This window comes from Actinomadura chibensis NBRC 106107 (assembly GCF_001552135.1).
In the GTDB taxonomy this organism is placed as follows: domain Bacteria; phylum Actinomycetota; class Actinomycetes; order Streptosporangiales; family Streptosporangiaceae; genus Spirillospora; species Spirillospora chibensis.
In genome coordinates this window covers 19,111-33,240 of record NZ_BCQP01000014.1, presented here as the reverse complement: position 1 = coordinate 33,240, position 14,130 = coordinate 19,111, and the positions used below count along the sequence as shown (strand labels likewise).

The following is a 14,130-nucleotide window of genomic DNA, read 5'->3' as shown; positions in this document are numbered from 1 at the left end:
CAAATTGAAAGTCGAGGGTCGTCCCGATTTATGGGGCGGCCCTCGACGCATGTGGGCTGGACGCAAAGTAGGCTGCAAGGGTCCACGGAACGACCTTCAAGAACAGTGACGGACGTGATGAGCGCGGAAGAGGACGGCCGTAGCGACGGCGATCGCGAGCGGCGGAGCGGTGACGGGAGACGGAACACACCGCCCCGTCGTGGCGGCGGCCCGCGTGGTGCGCAGGGCGGCCCCGGGGCTCGCAAGGGCGGCGGTCCGCGCGGAGGAGCGTCCCGTGGAGGGGCGCCTCGTGGCGGTGGCCCGCAGGGCGGCCGCGGTCGTCCCGGCGGGGGCTGGAAGGACCGGGATTCGCGGGGAGAGCGCGATGATCGCAAATCCGGCCGTCCATTCAAGCGTTCTGATGACCGGCGTTCGGAGTCCCGGGAGGGACGTCCCGGCGAGCGTCCTGAGAATGGCTTCGGCGGCCAGGGCGGCGAGCGCCGCGAAGGCCGGTTCGGCAGTAGGTCTTTCCGTGAGGGCGGGGAGCGGCGGGAAGGCCGTTTCCAGGACCGAGGGCAGGGACGTCGGCCGAACCAGGGCGGCGGCGCGGGACGTGACGGCCGTCCAAGCGGCGGCCAGCGGCGCGAAGGGCGTCCGTCCGGCGGGCCGCGCCGTGAGGGGCGTCCGACCGGCGGCCAGCGACGGGAAGGGCGTCCGGGCGGTGGTTCGCGGCAGGAAGGGCGTCCGGCCGGGGGCCAGTGGCGCGAGGGGCGTCCGGCGGGCGGGCCGCGGCGTGAAGGGCGTCCGGGCGGCGAACGGCGGTTCCAGGATCGGGACGATCGGCGGTCCGGCGGCAGGCGGTTCGAGGGCAAGCGCGAAGGGCGTCCGGGAGACCGCGACAAGCGGTTCAAGGGGCGCGGCGGTCCGCCGCGCGAGGGCCGCCCCTATGGGCCGTCCCGCGGTCGTTCGGACGACCGGCGCGGCGCGCGCGCGGAGGAGCGTGAGCGTCCCGCACCGAGGTACGACGACCCGCTGCTTCCAGAGGACGTCACCGGCGAGGAGTTGGACGCGGAGGCCCGCATCGGCCTGCGTTCGCTCCCCAAGGACCTGGCCGCGAAGGTCGCGCGCCATCTGGTGATGGCCGGACGGCTGGCCGAGGACGATCCGGAGCTGGCCTACAAGCACGCGCGGGCGGCCCGGCGGCTCGCGTCCCGGGTGGGGATCGTCCGGGAGGCGGCCGGGATCGCCGCGTACCACGCGGGCGAGTGGGCCGAGGCGCTCGCGGAGCTGCGGGCCGCGCGGCGGCTCGGCGCGGGCGACGACTCCTACCTGCCGGTGATGGCCGACTGCGAGCGCGGGCTCGGCCGTCCCGAACGCGCCCTCGACCTGATCAAGTCGCCGGAGGCGGACAAGCTCGACCCGATGGGACGCGTCGAACTGCGCATCGTCGAGTCGGGTGTGCGCCGCGACCTCGGGCAGCGGGACGCGGCCGTCGTCACGCTCCAGATCCCCGAACTCCGCGACAGGCGGCTCCGCCCCTGGTCGGTGCGGCTCTTCTACGCCTACGCGGACGCGCTGGAGGAGGCCGGGCGCGACGAGGAGGCGTCCGACTGGTTCGCGCGCGCCGCCGCGGCCGACCGGGACGGCGAGACCGACGCGGCCGAACGCTACGCCGAGCTTGAGGGCCTCCACATCCTCGACACCGAAGAGGACGAAGACGACGCGGAGACGGTCGCCGAGGAGATCGAGACGACGGTCGACGACGCGGCGCCCTCCGAAGCGGTGCCCGAGGAAGAGGCGGTCGAGGACGAAGGCCCGGTGGAGGTCGAGGACGCCGCTGCGACCGACATCGCGTTCGTCCCGGCCGAGCCCGAGACCCCCGCGGCGCCGGACGACGCCGCGGAGGAGGCGGCGCCGGAGGCTCCGGCCCTGTTCCTGGAGCCGAAACCCATCACCGCCGAGGAGCAGCCGCCGCCCGGAGACGAGAACGACTGACCGGCCCCGCCGCCGTAACGGCGGCGAATTCGGATGGTCCCGAGGTCATGCGTGCTTGTTCAGGGCATGCATGATTCCCGCGACGTTGCTTTCCGTGCTGTTCAGCACCTCGTATTTGGCGGCGAGTTCGGGGTCGATGTCGTCGGCCGTGATGGCGTAGCGGTCCTTTGTCCGGTCGACGACCATCGCGACCGCGTGATCAAGATCGAGGCCCTTTTCCCGAGCGTCCCGGACGGTGTCGACCCAGATCCGCAATTCCTCCGCCGACCGTTCCAGGGTGTCGTCCACGGCCGTTACGGGGCCGTAATGCGCGAACAGCAACCGCTGCGGGCCGAGCGATCGGAATTTGCCGAGCGAGTCGAGCGCGGTGTCGAGGTCGAAGTCCGGTGGCGGCGTCGCGGGACGGACGTCCGCCGTCTCCGGGATGTAGATCCCGGCGGCGTCGCCCACATAAAGGTCGCCGGTGTGGGAGTCCATGAGGCCGACGTGGTGCTTGGCGTGGCCGGGGGAGTAGTGCGACTCCAGCCGCCGCCCGCCGCCCAGGTCGATGAGGCCGACGTCCTCGACGGCGCGGATCCGCGCGGCGTCGGTGGGCTTGAGTTCGCCGAAGAGGGTGTCGAGGCTGTCGCCGTACACCATCCGGGCGCTGCGCATCAGGCGCGACGGGTCGGCGAGGTGCCGCGCGCCCTTCTCGTGGACGACGACCTCCGCCCCCGGGTACATCTTCGCGATGTCGCCGACGCCGCCCGCGTGGTCGAGGTGGATGTGCGTGACGACCACGCTGGCCAGGTCGTCCGGTCCGACGCCCAGTTCGTCGAGCGCGGCGCGCACGACGGGCGCCGAGCCGGACGTCCCCGGCTCCACCAGGCAGGGCCGGTCGGACAGGATCAGGTACCCGGCGGTGATCCCGCTGTACCCGGCCATCCGCGTGTCGATCTCGTAGACGTCCGAGCCGAGGGGCGTGATCGTGGTCGTGGTGTCGTCCATGCCCCGATCATCGACCCCGGCGGAGCGCCGCGCACATCCGGCCCCTCACCGGTCGTCGAGGAGGCGCAGGACGAGGCCCGTCCGCGGCTTCGGCCCGAACGACGTCGACTTGCGCGGGACGCGCTCGCCCCCGCCCGCGATCGCGAGGACGTCCTCGACCTTGAGCGGGTTGAGGACGACGGCCGTCCCGCCGGTGCGCCGCGCCCGCGTGAAGGCGGCGGACGGGTCGTCGTGCACCACCTCGATGGCGTTCTCGTTCTCGGGGACGTTCCACACGTTCCCGATGAGCAGGTGGTCGAGCACGGCGGTGTCGAGCCCGCGCCACCGCGCGGAATGCTCGGACGGCATGGCTCGCCGCACGGCGTCGTCGTCCGGATCGGTGAGCAGGTGCAGGGACGGGCCTCCACCGAGCAGGAACGCGGGACCGCGCGCGTCGGCGAGCGCTGAGACGGCGGCGGCCTCGTCCTGGAATTCGGTGACGTGGAAGACGTCCCGGGCACGTCCGACCGCGTCGTCGGGACGCAGGCCCGGCAGCACGCGGTGGATCGCCCCCAGGTGAGCCGGGTAGCGGGTGGCGTCGACCAGCAGCGCCAGCCCCGAGTCCCACGGGCCGGGGCCGTCGCCCGCCGCGTGGTGCCGCGACTGCAGGGCGCGGTAGGTGGCGTAGCGGTGGTGGCCGTCCGCGATGAGCGCCTGCCTGCCGCTCAGGTCGGCGGCGACGCGGGCGTGCGCGCCGGGGTCGGTGATGCGCCACAGGCGGTGCGAGATCCCGTCGTCGGCGCGGAACTCCATGAGCGGCGCGTCGGCCGCCGCCTCGTCGACGATGCGGGCCGCGTCCCCGCCGCCCTCGTACACGAGGAAGATCGGTTCAAGGTTGGCGTTCGCGGCCGTCATCAGCGCGAGCCTGTCCTGGACGGGCCCGGGGAACACGTTCTCGTGCGGCAGCACCACCCCGTCCGACTCCGCGCGCAGGCCCAGGGCGCCGATGAGGCCGCGCTGCAGGACCGTCCGCCCGCGGGCCGCCTCGTAGACGTAGAGGGCGGGCTCCGGGTCGACGGCGAGGGCGCCCTCGTCCAGCCAGCGGCGCAGCCGGTCGCCCGCCGCGGCGTAGCCCTCCCCGGCGAGGCGCGGCAGGTTCAGCCGGACGATGTTGTGCCCGCCCTCCGCCAGCAGCCGCGTCGCCGCCGCCTCGTCGATCAGGTCGTAGGGGGGCATCGTCACGGCCGCGAGGTCGCCCGCGACCTCGGGGACGAACCGGACGCCGCGGAACGGGGCCAGTTCCAGGCCGCGTCCGCTGGGCGGCTCCGACGTCCCGAAGATCCGGGCGCTGAACTCCTCCGGGCCGGCTTCGGAGGGGAGGTCGTCGTCCACCCTGGGCATGCTAATGAGCGGAGGGGCGTCCGGTGACCCGACGGGTACGGTCGTTTTCGACGGGAGGTCCACATGAGTCGTCAAGGCCCGGAAAGGCCCGAGGATTCCCCGGGCGGCGAACCCGGCGACCCGGCGGTCCCCCCGGAGGGGGGCGTCTACGAGTGGTACACGCGGGGGCTCGAACTGCTCAGGGCGGGCAGCCCCGCCGCCGCGCTCCAGCTGCTGACCAGGGCGGCCGACGCGGAGCCCGGCTCGCACAGCATCCGCGAGGCGCTCGGCCGGGCCCAGTTCGGGATGCGGCAGTTCGGCGCGGCGGCCGAGAGCTTCCGCGTGATCGTCGACGCGGAGCCCGCCGAGGACTACGCCCGCTTCGGCCTCGGGCTCGCGCTCAGCCGGATGGGCGACTTCGCGGGCGCGGTCGAGCAGCTGGCGCTGGCCGCCGCCATGCGTCCGGAGAACCAGGACTACGCCAAGGCCCTGCGGCAGGTCAGGGCCACCCTCGCGGCCCGCCGCTGACCCCCGTCTTACCAGCCGGTAACCATCCGCGTACGATCACGGGCATGATGAGAGGCAGCGACCGCCCGCTGTGCGAGGCCTACGACGTCGCCCTGCTCGACCTCGACGGCGTCGTCTACATCGGGCGCAGGCCGGTCCGGGCGGCGGCGGAGTCGCTCGCCAAGGCCCGCGCGGCGGGGCAGCGGCTCGCGTTCGTGACGAACAACGCGTCCCGGACGCCGTCGGCCGTCGCGGCCCTGCTCACCGAGGTGGGCGTCCCGGCCGACGCGGCGGACGTGGTGACCTCCGCGCAGGCCGCCGCGCGCCTCCTCGCCGAACGGCTGCCGCCCGGGTCGGACGTCCTCGTCGTGGGCGGCATGGGGCTGCGGCACGCCCTGTACGCGGCGGGGCTGCGCCCGGTGTCGACGGCGGCCGGACGTCCCGCCGCCGTCGTCCAGGGGTACGAGCCGACGCTCGGGTACGGGCTGCTGGCCGAGGGGGCGCGGGCCGTCGCGATGGGCGCGCTGTTCGTCGGCTCCAACGGCGACCTGACGATCCCCGGCGGCGACGGGCCGCCGCATCCGGGGAACGGGTCGCTGCTCCGCGTGATCAGCTCGGCGACCGGGGTGGAGCCGATCGTCACCGGAAAGCCCGAGCGGCCGCTGCACCAGGAGTCGGTCCGGCGCACCGGCGCGAAACGGCCGCTCGTGGTCGGGGACCGGCTCGACACCGACATCGAGGGGGCCGTCAACGGCGGCGCGGACAGCCTGCTCGTCCTCACCGGGGTCACCGACCCGCTGGGGCTGCTCACCGCGCCGCCGAACCGGCGTCCCACCTATGTCGCGGCCGATCTGAGGGGGCTGCTCGTCCCGCACCCGGAGGTCGTCCGGGCGGACGGCGGGTACCGGTGCGGCGGCTGGACGGCCCGCCGCGACGACGGCGGCGCGGTCGCGGTCACCGGCTCCGGCGACCCGTACGACGGGCTGCGGGCGCTCGCGTCCGCCGCCTGGGAGCCCGGGGCGGAGCCGAGCCGGGACGCCCTCGCGGACGCGCTCGCCGCCCTCCCGCTCTGACGGCGGCTCGGCGGCTCGGCGGCTCAGAGGAGTTTGCGGAGGCGGAGCAGGTCGAAGATGCTCGCCTCGATCTTGAGGCGGCCCTCGGCCCACGCCTTGGCCGGGTTCAGCTCCTCGCGCGCCATGGCGACGAGGTCGTCGCTGTCGACGGTCAGCCGGACCTGCGCGTCCCGCGGGTCGCCGTCCAGCTCGAACGGGTCGAGGCCGCCCTCGTGCAGCCGGGTGCGGAAGGCCAGGCCGAGATCGGCGACGTGGCAGCTGATCGTCCGCTCGACGACGTGCTCGGCGAGCCGGTCGGGGTCCACCGCGGCGATCCGCGCCGCGACGCTCCCGAGCGCCGCGCGGCACTCCTCCTCGTTCGCCATGGTCAGGCCCGTTCCCCGTTCCCTCGACAACGATGTCGTTCAGGGACGGTAGCGTTCGGGAAGAGCCGGAAGCGACTCGTCGCGGGTGTTCCGGGTGCACTGGGAGGTAAACGTGATGTCCGACGAGGCCGCGGAGGAGCCGGTGATCCCGGCGTTCCCGGCGGTTCCCGCCGCGAGCGCCGGGGTCGGGGAGCGGCCCGAGGCGGCGGCGGCGCCGGAGCGGGCCGCCGCGGAGACGGCGGCGGAGACAGCGGCGGAGGAGCCCGCGGGGGAGCCGGAGTTCCCGGCCGTCCCGGCGCCGGAGCCGACCGGCGACCCGCGCGTCGACGCCGCGCTCGCCCGCCTCGGCGAGCTCGGCGGCCGCCCGGTCTCCGCGCACGTGGAGGTCTTCGAGGACGTCCACCAGCGGCTCCAGGAGATCCTCGCCGCCGCGGGCGAGGAGCAGGAGCGGCCGCGCCCCGCGTTCCCCGACGCCCTCCGCCCCCGCCCATGAGCGGTGGACGGGCGTGAGCGCGCGGCGGCGGCTCGACGCCGAGCTGGTCCGGCGCGGCCTCGCGCGGTCGCGGGAGCACGCCGGGCGGCTGATCGGCGACGGGCGCGTCCGGGTGGGCGGGCGTCCGGCGGCGAAGGCGGCCACGCAGGTCGAGGCCGGGGCCGCGATCGTCGTCGCCGACCCCGCCGACGGTCCCGAGTACGTCTCGCGCGGCGGGCACAAGCTCGCGGGCGCCCTCCGCGCCTTCCGGGGCCTGGACGTCAAGGGCCGCGTCTGCCTCGACGCGGGCGCCTCGACCGGCGGGTTCACCGACGTCCTGCTGCGCGCGGGCGCTTCCCGCGTGTACGCCGTCGACGTCGGCTACGGGCAGATCGCGTGGTCGCTGCGCACCGACGAGCGGGTCACGGTCCTGGAGCGGACGAACGTCCGCGACCTGCGCCCGGACATGCTCGGCGACCCGCCGCCCAGCCTCGTCGTCGGCGACCTGTCGTTCATCTCGCTGCGGCTCGTCCTCGGGCCCGTGCACGCCTGCGCCGCCCCCGGCGCCGACTTCGCGCTGATGGTGAAACCGCAGTTCGAGGTGGGCAAGGAGCGGGTCGGCGCGGGCGGCGTCGTCCGCGACCCGGAGCTGCGCGCGGACGCGGTGCGCGGCGTGGCCGAGCACGCGGCGACGCTGGGCCTCGGCGTCCTCGGGGTGGCGGCGAGCCCGCTGCCGGGGCCGTCCGGGAACGTCGAGTACTTCCTGTGGCTGCGCGCCGGGGCCCCTCCGCTGGACGACGCCGACCTCGCCAAGGCCATCGCGGACGGCCCCCAGTGACCTCCCGGCTCCGGACGACCCGGCCCCCGGCGACCCGGCCCGCGCCGCAGGGACCGGCCTTGAGCGGTCCGGGGCGGGCGCGCGTACAGAAGGCGTCCGAACCGGGAACGTCCCCGCGGGGGACGTTCGTCCAGACGTCCGTACGCCGCGCGGCGGCGTCGGGGAGTGGGGCGAGAGCATGAGCAAGAGGTCGGTGCTGGTCGTGACGCACACCGGGCGGCCGGAGGCGGTCCGCAGCGCGCAGCTCGTCGTCGAGCGGCTGAGCGAGGCCGGGATCTGCGTCCGGGTCCTGGACGGCGAGGCCGACGCCATCGGCTGCGCGGGCGTCGACGTCATGCCGCACACCGCGGCGGCGGCCGAGGACGCCGAGGTCGTCATGGTCCTCGGCGGCGACGGGACGCTGCTGCGCGCCGCCGACGTCACCCGCACCTCCGGCGCCCCGCTACTCGGCGTGAACCTCGGGCACGTCGGGTTCCTCGCCGAGGCCGAGCGCGACGACCTCGCCGCCACCGTCGACCGGGTCGTCACCCGCCGCTACGACGTGGAGGAGCGCATGACGGTCGACGTCGTCGTCCGCCGCAACGGCACGGTCGCGGGCACGACGTGGGCGCTGAACGAGGCGAGCATCGAGAAGGCCGAGCGGGAGCGGATGCTGGAGGTCGTCGCCGAGATCGACGGGCGCCCGCTGTCCAACTGGGGCTGCGACGGTGTGGTGTGCGCCACGCCGACCGGCTCGACCGCCTACGCGTTCTCCGCCGGGGGCCCGGTGGTGTGGCCGGAGGTCGAGGCGATGCTGGTCGTCCCGATCAGCGCGCACTCGCTGTTCGCCCGCCCGCTGGTGGTGTCGCCGCGCTCGCTGGTCGCGGTCGAGGTGCTGCCGGACACGCCCCGCGCCGTCCTGTGGTGCGACGGCCGCCGCACCCTCGACCTCGCGCCGGGCGCACGCGTGGAGGTGCGCCGGGGCGCGGAGCCGGTGCGGCTGGCGCGGCTGCACCTGACGCCGTTCACCGACCGTCTCGTCACGAAGTTCGGGCTGCCCGTGACGGGCTGGCGGGGCCGCGTCCGGCAGCCCGCGCACCCGTCCCCGCCCATGGCGGACTCGCAGGTCGCGGACGCCCCGTCGGTCGGCGGCACGGCGCCGGACGTCACCTCCGACGGCGGCCCGCCCGCGCCGGACGGGGGAGCGCCCGGCGATCAGAGGGGATAATCTCCACAGGCGCTGATCCGGGATCTGTTTTGCGGAGGGTTGTGACGCTGGTGCGCCCCATGGTGGATGAGGTGCGGATCCAGGGCCTCGGTGTGATCGACGAGGCCGTGCTCGATCTGTCCCCGGGTTTCAACGTCGTGACCGGCGAGACCGGGGCGGGCAAGACCATGGTGGTCACGAGCCTCGGGCTGCTGTTCGGCGGCCGCGCCGACCCGCAGCGGGTGCGGCCCGGCGCCGACCGCGCCACCGTCGAGGGGCGGATCGTCGTCGACCCCGGCGGGCGCGTCGTGGAGCGGGTGGAGGAGTCCGGCGGCGAGCTGGACGAGGGCGCCCTGATCGTGACCCGGTCGGTGTCGGCGGAGGGCCGGTCCCGCGCGTTCCTCGGCGGCCGGTCCGTCCCGGTGAACGTGCTGATCAACCTGGCGGACGAGCTGGTCGCCGTGCACGGGCAGTCCGACCAGCAGCGGCTGCTGCAGGCGGCCCGGCAGCGCGGCGCGCTCGACCGGTACGCGGGCGCCGCGCTGACCAAGCCGATGCGCGCCTACACCAAGGCGTACCAGCGGCACCGCCAGGTCACCGCGCTGCTGGACGAGCTGACCACGCGGGCGCGCGAGCGGTCCCAGGAGGCCGACGTGCTGCGCTTCGGCCTGGAGGAGATCGAGAAGGTCGATCCGAAGGACGGCGAGGACACCGCGCTCGCCGCCGAGGAGGAGCGGCTCGGGCACGCCGACGCGCTGCGCGGCGCGGCCGACACCGCGCACGAGGCGCTGCTCGGCGACCCGGCCGCCGCGTTCGAGGCGGCGAACGTCACGAGCCTGCTCGGCACGGCCCGCAACGCGCTGGACGCCGTCCGCGACCACGACCCCGACCTCGCCGCGCTCGCCGACCGGCTCGCCGAGGCCGGGTACCTCGTGTCCGACGTGGGCACCGACCTCGCCTCCTACGCCGAGTCCGTGGACGCCGACCCGGCGCGGCTCGCCGCCGTCCAGGAGCGCCGCGCCGAGCTGACCGCGCTGACCCGCAAGTACGGCGGCGCGGACGGCACGGTCGCCGCGGTCCTGGAGTGGGCGCGGACGGCCGCGTCCCGGCTCACCGAGCTGGAGGGCGACGACGACCGGATCGAGGAGCTGCGCGCCGAGCACGCCGAGCTGGCCGAGCGGCTCGCCGCCGAGGCGGGGGAGCTGACCGCCGTCCGCACCCGCGCCGCCGAGCGGTTCTCCGACGCCGTCACCGAGGAGCTGACCGCGCTCGCGATGCCGCACGCCCGCGTGAGCGTCACCGTCACCGCGACCGGCGAGTACGGCCCGCACGGCGTCGACGAGGTCGAGGTCCGGCTCGCCCCGCACCCCGGGTCGAAGCCGCTGCCGCTGCACAAGGGGGCGTCCGGGGGCGAGCTGTCGCGGGTGATGCTGGCGATCGAGGTGGTGTTCGCGGGCGCCGACCCCGTCCCGACGTTCGTGTTCGACGAGGTGGACGCGGGCGTCGGCGGCAAGGCCGCGGTGGAGATCGGCCGCCGGCTCGCCCGGCTGGCCCGCAACGCGCAGGTGATCGTCGTCACACACCTGCCGCAGGTCGCCGCGTTCGCCGACCGGCACCTGCTGGTGGAGAAGTCCGACGACGGCACCGTGACCAGCAGCGGCGTCACCGCGCTCGACCGGGAGGGCCGGGTCCGCGAGCTGTCGCGGATGCTCGCCGGGCTGGAGGACTCCGAGCTCGGCCGCGCCCACGCCGAGGAGCTGCTGGAAATGGCGTCCGCCGAGCGCTGATCCGCCGTCCGGGCCCCGGCACAGCCCCCACACCCCCCGGAAGATTACAGAGGGTGCCTGATCGGACACGCCTGGACGTTCGCCGATTCCGATGTTCGCTCCCGTGCTCTGGCAGGATGGCAGGCGATGAACGACCCGTCACCCACCACAGAGCCGCCCGGCACCGAGCCCGGCGCCGAGCCCCGCGCGCAGGCCCGCCCGCGGCCCGGCGGCAGGCCCGGCGACGGGCCCGGCGGCGACCCCGGAACGGAGCCCGGGGCGGAGCCCGCGACGGGGGCCGGTACGGAGGCCGGAACGCAGGCCGGGGCCGAGCCCGGCGCGGAGCGGCGCGTGCGGCTGGCCCAGCGGCTGCCGCGGCGCGTGCTCTCGCTCGGCCTGGTCCGCGACGACGGGCTGCCCGGGGTCACCGCGACGGCCCGGCTCGACCGCCGCACCAAGGACCTGACCAAGCGGCTCCAGCCCGGCGAGGTCGCGGTGATCGACCACGTCGACCTCGACCGGGTCAGCGCCGAGGCGCTGGTGGCGTGCGGCGTCGGCGCGGTCGTCAACGTCGCGCCGAGCATCTCGGGCCGCTACCCGAACCTCGGCCCGCAGATCCTGCTGGACGCCGACATCCCCCTGGTGGACGACGTCGGCCCCGAGATCTTCACCCGGCTGCGCGAGGGCGACCAGGTCCGCGTGGCCGGGCGCGTCGTGCACAAGGGCGACGAGGTCGTCGCGAAGGGCACCGAGCAGACGCCCGAGACCGTCCTCGTGGCGCTGACCGAGGCGAAGGCGGGCCTCGCGACGCAGCTGGAGGCGTTCGTCGCCAACACGATGGAGTACGTCAAGCGCGAGCGCGACCTGCTCATCGACGGCGTCGGCGTCCCCGAGGTGGCGACGAAGCTCGCCGGGCGGCACGCGCTGATCGTCGTCCGCGGCTACCACTACCGCGAGGACATCGCGACCCTGCGCCCCTACATCCGCGAGTACCGGCCGGTGCTCATCGGGGTGGACGGCGGCGCCGACGCGCTGCTGGAGGCCGGCTACCGGCCCGACATGATCGTCGGCGACATGGACTCGGTGTCCGACGACGCGCTGACCTGCGGCGCGGAGATCGTCGTGCACGCCTACCGGGACGGCCGCGCGCCGGGCCTGAAGCGCGTCCACGAGCTCGGCCGCGAGGCCGTCACGTTCCCCGCCACCGCCACCAGCGAGGACATCGCGATGCTGCTCGCCGACGACAAGGGCGCCACGCTCATCGTTGCGGTCGGCACGCACGCCAACATGGTGGAGTTCCTCGACAAGGGCCGCGCGGGGATGGCCAGCACGTTCCTCACCCGCCTGCGGGTCGGCAGCAAGCTCGTCGACGCCAAGGGCGTGAGCCGCCTCTACCGGAGCCGGATCTCGACCTGGTCGCTGCTGTTCCTCGTCCTCGGCGCGTTCATCGCCATCGTCACCGCCGTCGCCATGTCCCCGGCGGGGGACGTCATCAGTCCCCTGCTCGCCGACCGCTGGCACGCCTTCGTCTTCTGGCTGACCGGACTCTTCACGTGATCGATTTCCGCTACCACCTCGTCTCCATCGTCGCGATCTTCCTCGCGCTGGCGCTCGGCATCGTGCTGGGCTCCACCACGCTGTCCAACTCGGTGAGCGACACGCTGCGCCAGCAGGCGAACTCGGCGGCCAAGTCCGCCCAGCAGGCCCGCAACCAGCAGCGCGACCTGGAGCGCCAGGGCAAGGGCGAGGAGCAGTTCTCCCGCGGGCTCGGCCCGCAGCTCGTCGCGGACCGGCTGAAGGGCCAGTCCGTGGTGCTGGTCGAGACGCCCGGCGCGGGCGACGACAGCATCGAGCAGCTCGGCGAGCTCGCGAAGAACGCGGGCGCCGCGGTGACGGGGCGCGTCACCGTCCAGAAGAAGCTGCTCGACGACGACCAGCGCGCCACCGTCGAGGAGCTCGCCACCCAGCTCAAGGGCGACGGCGTCGAGTTCGCCTCGGACGCCACCGCCTACGACAAGGCGGGCCTCGTGCTCGCGAGCGCGCTCGTCACCAAGGACGGCGCGAAGTCCGGCCGCGAGGACGCCGCGGGCGGCGCCGTGCTGAACGCCTTCCGGCAGGGCGGGTACATCACCACCAGCGGCAAGGTCGGCCAGCACGCCACCCTCGCGATCATGGTCGCGCCGGCGGGCCCGTACGCCTACGACGGCGGCGACGACGACAACAAGGCGCTGATCTCGCTGGCCGCCGCACTCGACGGCGCCGGGCGCGGTACCGTCGTCGGTGGCCCGTCGACCTCCGCGCGGGAGGGCGGGCTGATCGCGGCGCTGCGCGACGCCGACGCCAAGGACACGGTCTCCACGGTCGACGTGGTGGACACCGCCTCCGGGCAGGTCGTCACGATCCTGGCGCTGCAGAACGAGCTGGGCGGCAAGTCCGGGCAGTACGGGACGGGCGCCGGGGCGAGCGGCTACCTGCCCTCGCCCGCGCCCACGGCGGGGAAGAACGGGTGACCTCGATGAAGCGACGCAACGGCCCTGGACGGACGGGCGCCCTGCGGCTGCTGGCGGGCGCGGGCCTCGGCGCCGCCGCCGCCCGCGCCGCCTACACCGCGCTGACCCGGCGGCCCCCCGGGCTGAACGGGCTGCCCGGCGAGGACGTGTGGGGACGCACCAACCACCGCGGCGAGCCGGTGACGCTGCTGGAGGGCCCCGCGCTCGTCGCGGGCGCCGCCGCGGCCGGGCTGCTCGCCCCCGGCGCGTCCGGCCGGGTCCGCGCCGCCGCGCTGCTCGCCGGGGCCGGGGCGGGGCTGCTCGGCGGCTACGACGACCTCGCCGGGTCGGCGTCGTCGCGCGGCTTCAAGGGCCATCTGACCGCGCTCGCCCGCGGCGAGGTCACCAGCGGCGCGGTGAAGATCCTCGGGATCGGCGCGACCGGGCTCGCCGCGGCGGCGGTCGCCGGGTCGCCCGCGCCGTCCCGCGCCGGGCGGGGGTTCGACGTCCTGCTCAACGGCGCGATCGTCGCCGGGAGCGCCAACCTCATGAACCTGTTCGACCTGCGTCCCGGGCGCGCGATCAAGGTCGGCCTGATCACCGGGGCGCCGCTGGCGCTGACCCGGTCCGGGGCCGCGGTCGTGGCCGCGCCGCTCGGCGCCGCCGCCGCCCTCCTCCCCGAGGACCTCGGCGAGCGCGCGATGCTCGGCGACACCGGCTCCAACGCGCTCGGCGCGCTGCTCGGGCTCGCCGCGACCCGGCTCGGCCGGGGGCCGCGGCTCGCCGTCCTCGCCGGGCTCGTCGGGCTGAACGCGGCCAGCGAGTTCGTCAGCTTCACCAAGGTCATCGCGGGCAACCCGGTGCTGAACCGCGTCGACATGCTGGGCCGCCGCCCGGCCGCCGCGCCCGCCCCGCAGGCCGCCCCCGCCTCCGCTGACGCCGCCCCCGCCGACGACAAGCCCGTCGACGACAAGTCCGGCGACGGCAAGCCCGGCGCGGACGACGCGTTCCGTCCCGGCGTCCCGCCGCAGGCCGGGGCGCCGGACGCCGCTCCCGGCGCCGCGGACGCGGGCCCGGCGGGCAACGGCGTCGCCGCCGGTCCGGCCTGACCGCG

13 protein-coding genes are annotated in these 14,130 nt (G+C 75.4%); 10 read left to right on the top strand and 3 right to left on the bottom strand.

Going from position 1 to position 14,130, the window contains the following annotated elements; all coding sequences use genetic code 11:
- The first annotated feature begins 1,041 nt into the window (after nt 1–1,041).
- The gene (locus ACH01S_RS08230) at nt 1,042–1,974 is read left to right on the top strand and encodes a hypothetical protein (RefSeq protein WP_148344729.1); all 933 of its coding nucleotides are present in this window, start codon (nt 1,042–1,044) and stop codon (nt 1,972–1,974) included.
- A 45-nt stretch (nt 1,975–2,019) separates the two neighbouring features.
- On the opposite strand, the gene ACH01S_RS08225 is transcribed toward ACH01S_RS08230, so the two are convergent.
- Both ACH01S_RS08225 and ACH01S_RS08220 read right to left on the bottom strand, forming a co-directional pair.
- On the bottom strand, nt 2,020–2,961 hold the full coding sequence (locus tag ACH01S_RS08225; RefSeq protein WP_067887302.1) for an MBL fold metallo-hydrolase: 942 nt from the start codon (nt 2,959–2,961) through the stop codon (nt 2,020–2,022).
- A gap of 45 nt (nt 2,962–3,006) precedes the next feature.
- Complete coding sequence (locus ACH01S_RS08220) at nt 3,007–4,341, bottom strand: DUF1015 family protein (protein WP_083980451.1); 1,335 nt, start codon at nt 4,339–4,341, stop codon at nt 3,007–3,009.
- A 63-nt stretch (nt 4,342–4,404) separates the two neighbouring features.
- Between ACH01S_RS08220 and ACH01S_RS08215 the strand changes: the two genes are divergently transcribed.
- Both ACH01S_RS08215 and ACH01S_RS08210 read left to right on the top strand, forming a co-directional pair.
- Entirely contained in the window at nt 4,405–4,848 is a 444-nt protein-coding gene (locus tag ACH01S_RS08215; protein ID WP_067887298.1) for a tetratricopeptide repeat protein, read from the top strand.
- Between the two features lie 47 nt (nt 4,849–4,895).
- A complete protein-coding gene (locus ACH01S_RS08210) occupies nt 4,896–5,900 on the top strand; it encodes an HAD-IIA family hydrolase (RefSeq protein WP_067887320.1) in 1,005 nt (334 codons plus the stop codon).
- Nucleotides 5,901–5,923: 23 nt separating this feature from the next.
- Here the strand turns inward: ACH01S_RS08210 and ACH01S_RS08205 are convergent, their stop codons facing one another.
- Nucleotides 5,924–6,265 (bottom strand): SCP2 sterol-binding domain-containing protein, encoded by a 342-nt coding sequence (locus tag ACH01S_RS08205; RefSeq protein ID WP_067887295.1) that lies wholly within the window; start codon nt 6,263–6,265, stop codon nt 5,924–5,926.
- 115 nt (nt 6,266–6,380) lie between these two features.
- Here ACH01S_RS08205 and ACH01S_RS44840 point away from each other — a divergent pair, with 115 nt between their 5' ends.
- From ACH01S_RS44840 to ACH01S_RS08170, 7 genes are all read left to right on the top strand, one after another.
- Entirely contained in the window at nt 6,381–6,758 is a 378-nt protein-coding gene (locus tag ACH01S_RS44840) for a hypothetical protein (RefSeq protein WP_067887292.1), read from the top strand.
- 13 nt (nt 6,759–6,771) lie between these two features.
- Entirely contained in the window at nt 6,772–7,575 is an 804-nt protein-coding gene (locus ACH01S_RS08195; protein ID WP_067887289.1) for a TlyA family RNA methyltransferase, read from the top strand.
- A 178-nt stretch (nt 7,576–7,753) separates the two neighbouring features.
- On the top strand, nt 7,754–8,782 hold the full coding sequence (locus tag ACH01S_RS08190; protein ID WP_083980450.1) for an NAD kinase: 1,029 nt from the start codon (nt 7,754–7,756) through the stop codon (nt 8,780–8,782).
- Between the two features lie 59 nt (nt 8,783–8,841).
- Nucleotides 8,842–10,548 (top strand): DNA repair protein RecN, encoded by a 1,707-nt coding sequence (gene recN, locus ACH01S_RS08185; protein WP_067887286.1) that lies wholly within the window; start codon nt 8,842–8,844, stop codon nt 10,546–10,548.
- A 126-nt stretch (nt 10,549–10,674) separates the two neighbouring features.
- Nucleotides 10,675–12,084 carry a putative cytokinetic ring protein SteA gene (gene steA / locus ACH01S_RS08180; protein ID WP_246237166.1) on the top strand — a complete coding sequence of 470 codons (1,410 nt, stop codon included), beginning with the start codon at nt 10,675–10,677 and terminating at the stop codon, nt 12,082–12,084.
- Complete coding sequence (locus ACH01S_RS08175; protein WP_067887282.1) at nt 12,081–13,037, top strand: copper transporter; 957 nt, start codon at nt 12,081–12,083, stop codon at nt 13,035–13,037. The genes steA and ACH01S_RS08175 overlap by 4 nt, the downstream gene beginning before the upstream one ends.
- Nucleotides 13,038–13,042: 5 nt before the next feature.
- Nucleotides 13,043–14,125 (top strand): hypothetical protein, encoded by a 1,083-nt coding sequence (locus ACH01S_RS08170; RefSeq protein ID WP_246237165.1) that lies wholly within the window; start codon nt 13,043–13,045, stop codon nt 14,123–14,125.
- The last annotated feature ends 5 nt before the right edge of the window (nt 14,126–14,130 follow it).